Genomic DNA, 4,736 nt, shown 5'->3' with positions numbered 1-4,736 from the left:
CGGTTGTGGTCGCAGGGTGTGGGTGCGGTGTCGTTGCAGGTGGCGGATTCGGCGGGTGCTCCGGTGGCCACGATCGGCTCCCTGATCTCCCGCCCCCTCCCGCCGGACGGCCTGCTCGCCCTCCCGGACGCCCACCGCGACCTGCTGTTCCGGGTGGACTGGACGGCACTGCCGCCCGTCGAGATCCCCGCGGGACGCCGGTACGCGGTGCTCGGCACCGACACGCTCGGCCTGGCCGGCGCGCTGCGCGGCGCGGGCGCTGACGTGACGGAGCTCGCGGAGCTGGCCGCGGCGGGAGAGATCCCGGAGCTGGTGTTCACCTCCCTCACCGGATCCCCGGACGGACCCGCAGCCCAGAACGCCGAGGCCGCCCAGAACACCGGGAACACCGGAGGTGACGCGACCCCGGACGAGGTCCGGACGGCGACGTGCCGGGCGCTGGAGCTGGTCCAGGAGTGGCTGACCGACGGGCGGTTCGCCACGGCCCGCCTCGTCGTGGTCACCCGGGGCGCCGCGGCCGTGAACGGCCAGGACGTCACCGACCTGGCCGGTGCCGCCGCGCTGGGCCTGCTGCGCGCCGCCCAGTCGGAGAACCCCGGCCGCGTCGTGCTGGTCGACCTGGACGACCGGGCCGTGCCCGGCACCGTCCTGGAGGCCGCCACCGTTCCGGACGAGCCCCAGCTCGCCGTACGGGAGGGAGCCCTGTGGGTGCCCCGCCTGGCGCGGGCGGCCACCGGTGGCGGTGGTCTGGTGCCGCCCGCGGGGACGGCGCATTGGCGGCTGGACGCGCCGGTCAAGGGCAGCCTGTCGGACCTGGCACTGGTCGCCGCCCCCGAGACGGGCCGGGAGCTGGGCCCGCGGGAGGTGCGGGTCTCCGTCCGCGCCGCCGGGATGAACTTCCGCGACGTCGTCGTGGCGCTCGGCATGGTCCCCGAACGCGAAGTGCCCATGGGAGGCGAGGCGTCCGGCGTGGTGCTGGAGGTCGGCTCCGAGGTGGACGACCTGGCCCCGGGCGACCGGGTGACGGGTCTGCTGGACGGGGCGTTCGGCCCGGTCGGGGTGACCGACCGGCGGCTGCTGGCCCCGATGCCCGAGGGCTGGACGTTCGAGCAGGCCGCCTCCGTGCCCGGCGTGTTCCTGACGGCCTACCACGGCCTCAGGTACGTGGCGCGGCTGGAAGCGGGAGAGTCGGTGCTGGTGCACGCCGGTGCCGGTGGTGTGGGCATGGCCGCGATCCAGCTCGCCCACCACTTCGGCGCGCAGGTGTACGCGACCGCGTCGCCGGCCAAGTGGGAGGTGCTGCGCTCGCTGGGGGTTCCGGACGAGCGGATCTCCTCCTCGCGGGACCTGGACTTCGAGGGCTACTTCGCGCAGGCCAGTGGCGGGCGCGGGGTGGACGTGGTGCTGAACTCGCTGGCGCGCGAGTTCGTGGACGCCTCCCTGCGGCTGCTGCCCCGCGGCGGCCGGTTCGTCGAGATGGGCAAGACCGACATCCGTGACGCCACCGAGATCGCGAACACCTACCCCGGCGTCGAGTACGCGGCCTTCGACCTCATCGACTCCGGCCCCGACCACATCCACGGCATGCTGGAGGAGGTGCTGGAGCTGTTCGGCCGTGGGGTGTTGCGGCAGTTGCCGGTGCGTTCGTGGGACGTGCGCCGGGCGCCGGAGGCGTTCCGGTTCCTGTCGCAGGCCCGTCATGTGGGCAAGGTCGTGTTGCGGATGCCGCAGACGTTCGGTCCGGGTGGCACGGTGCTGGTGACCGGTGCGGGCACGCTGGGTGCTTTGGTGGCGCGGCATCTGGTGCGGGTGCACGGGGTGCGGGATCTGGTGTTGACCAGTCGTCGTGGCCGTGCGGCGGCGGGGATGGCGGAGCTGGAGCACGAGCTGGCCGAGGCGGGTGCGCGGGTGCGGGTGCAGGCCTGTGACGTGGCCGATCGGCAGGCGCTGGCGCGGCTGCTGGCGTCGATCCCGGCCGATCGTCCGCTGTCGGGGGTGGTGCACACGGCGGGGGTGCTGGACGACGGGATCGTCGAGACGTTGACGGCCGAGCGGGTGGGGGCGGTGTTGCGTCCCAAGGTGGACGCGGCCTGGAACCTGCACGAGCTGACCAGGGAGATGGACCTGTCGGCGTTCGTGCTCTTCTCCTCGGCCGCCGCGGTGCTGGACGGATCCGGCCAGGCCGGGTACGCCGCGGCCAACGCGTTCCTGGACGCGCTGGCCGCGCACCGCAGGGCCGACGGCCTGCCCGCGGTCTCGCTGGCCTGGGGCTTCTGGAACCAGCGCAGCGACATGACCGGCCACCTCGGCGACGCCGAGGTCGAGCGGATGGCCCGCTCCGGACTGGTCGGGCTGACGTCCGAGGAGGGACTGGCGCTGTTCGACGCCGCCCGCGCGGTGGACGAGGCACTGCTGGTGCCCATCCACCTCGACCTGGCGGCGATGCGCACCGGCACCGGCACCCCACCGGCGCTGCTGCGCGGCCTCGTCCACTCCCCGGCCCGCCGGGTCGTGCGGGCCGCCGGGGCCGCCGGCGCCGCCCCCACCGCGTCCGCGCTGGAGGACCGGCTGGCGAGCCTGACCGCGGACGAGCAGCTGACCTTCCTGGTACGCCTCGTCTGCGCCGAGGCGGCCGGGGTGCTCGGGCACGCGAGCCTGGACGCGGTGGAGCCGGAACGGGCGTTCAAGGAGCTGGGCTTCGACTCGCTCACCGCCGTCGAGCTGCGCAACCGGCTCAACGCCGCCACCGGGCTGCGGCTGTCCACCACGCTCGTCTTCGACCACCCCAACCCGACCGTGCTCGCCGGCCACATCAGGGACGAGATCGCCCCCGCCGCCGCCGACCCCTCCGCGGCACTGCTCGCCGAGGTGGACCGGCTGGAGAGCGCCCTGTACGCGGCGGACACCGCAGACCACGCCACGATCACCGCCCGGCTGCGGGCGCTGGTCCGCAAGTGGGACGACACGCACGGCGGCCCGGTGGAGACCGAGCCGGAGCAGGACTTCGAGTCGGTCACGGACGACGAGCTCTTCGCGGTCCTCGACGAGGAACTCGGCACCTCCTGAACCCCCCTGACGAATCCCTACTGCACCGAGGCTGGTTGACGTCCCATGGCGAATGACGACAAGTTGCGTGACTACCTCAAGCGCGCCACCGCAGACCTGCAGCACGCCCGCCGCCGCCTGCGCGACACCGAGGCCAGGCAGCGTGAACCCATCGCGATCGTGGCCATGAGCTGCCGCCTCCCCGGCGGGGTGAACAGCCCAGAACAACTCTGGCGGCTGGTCGACGAGGGCAGGGACGCCATGTCCGGCTTCCCCGAGGACCGCGGCTGGGACCTGGACCGGCTCTACGACCCCGACCCGGAGACGCCCGGTACCACCTACGCCCGCGAGGGCGGTTTCGTCCAGGACGCCGGCGGGTTCGACGCGGACTTCTTCGGGATGAGCCCGCGCGAGGCGCTGGCGTCCGACCCGCAGCAGCGGCTGCTGCTGGAGACCTCCTGGGAGCTGCTGGAGCGCGCCGGGATCGACCCCGCCACGATGAAGGGCAGCCGGACGGGCGTGTTCGTCGGCGCCGCCTCCAGCGGGTACGGCGTGGGACAGGGCACCTTCCCCGCCGGTGTCGAGGGCCACCTGCTGACGGGCACCTCCACCGCCGTCATGTCGGGCCGGATCTCCTACACGCTCGGCCTCGAAGGGCCCGCGATCACCACCGACACGGCCTGCTCGTCCTCCCTGGTGACCCTGCAGATGGCCTGCGAGTCCCTGCGCAGGGACGAGTGCGCCATGGCCATCGCCGGCGGCGTCACCATCATCTTCACCCCCGAGATCTTCGTGGAGTTCAGCCGCCAGCGGGGCCTGGCCCCCGACAGCCGCTGCAAGGCCTTCGCCGAGGCCGCGGACGGCACCGCCTTCTCCGAGGGCATCGGCCTGGTGCTGCTGGAGCGGCTCTCGGACGCCCGACGCAACGGCCACCCGGTGCTCGCGGTGGTGCGGGGCGGCGCGGTCAACCAGGACGGCGCCAGCAACGGCCTGTCCGCGCCCAACGGCCCCTCCCAGCAGCGCGTCATCCGCCAGGCCCTGGTCAACTCCGAGCTGGTCCCCTCCGACGTGGACGCCGTCGAGGCGCACGGGACGGGCACCATGCTGGGCGACCCGATCGAGGCCCAGGCGCTGCTGGCCGTCTACGGCCAGGACCGGCCCGCCGACCGGCCGCTCTGGCTCGGGTCGGTGAAGTCCAACATCGGCCACACCCAGGCCGCCGCCGGCGTGGCGAGCGTCATCAAGGTGGTCATGGCCCTCCGGCACGGCGTACTGCCCAGGACGCTGCACGTGGACGCCCCCACCTCGCACGTGGACTGGTCGGCCGGCGCGGTCTCGCTGCTGACCGAGCCGGTCGAGCTGCCGCAGAACGACCACCCGCGCCGCATCGGGATCTCCGGCTTCGGCATCAGCGGCACCAACGCGCACGTCATCGTCGAGCAGGCCCCCGCCGACGTCGAGGTCGCCTCCGACGTCCCGGCCGTCGAGCCGCCCCCCGGCCTTCCGGTGCCGGTCGTGGTGTCGGGCCGTGGCGAGGAGGGGGTGCGGGCCCAGGCCGGACGGCTGGCGGAGTTCCTGTCCACCCGGGATGCCGCAGGGCTGGTGGATGTGGGGTATTCGCTGGTGGTGACGCGGGCGGGGTTCGATCACCGTGGTGTGGTGGTGGGTGCCGATCGTGCGGGGGTGGTGGC

General features: G+C 73.9%; 2 protein-coding genes. Both read left to right on the top strand.

Annotation, left to right across the window (positions count from 1 at the left end; translation table 11 throughout):
- The first annotated feature begins 27 nt into the window (after nt 1–27).
- Nucleotides 28–3,066 carry an SDR family NAD(P)-dependent oxidoreductase gene (locus ACIBCT_RS40450; protein ID WP_399197359.1) on the top strand — a complete coding sequence of 1,013 codons (3,039 nt, stop codon included), beginning with the start codon at nt 28–30 and terminating at the stop codon, nt 3,064–3,066.
- 45 nt (nt 3,067–3,111) lie between these two features.
- A partial coding sequence (locus ACIBCT_RS40445) for a type I polyketide synthase (RefSeq protein WP_399197358.1) occupies nt 3,112–4,736 on the top strand: 1,625 nt, incomplete at its 3' end.

Origin of the sequence: Streptosporangium sp. NPDC050855 (assembly GCF_044456585.1) — a bacterium.
Classification (GTDB): Bacteria; Actinomycetota; Actinomycetes; order Streptosporangiales; family Streptosporangiaceae; genus Streptosporangium; species Streptosporangium longisporum.
Note: the sequence above shows the minus strand (reverse complement) of the source record. Positions and strands in the feature narration are given on the sequence as shown.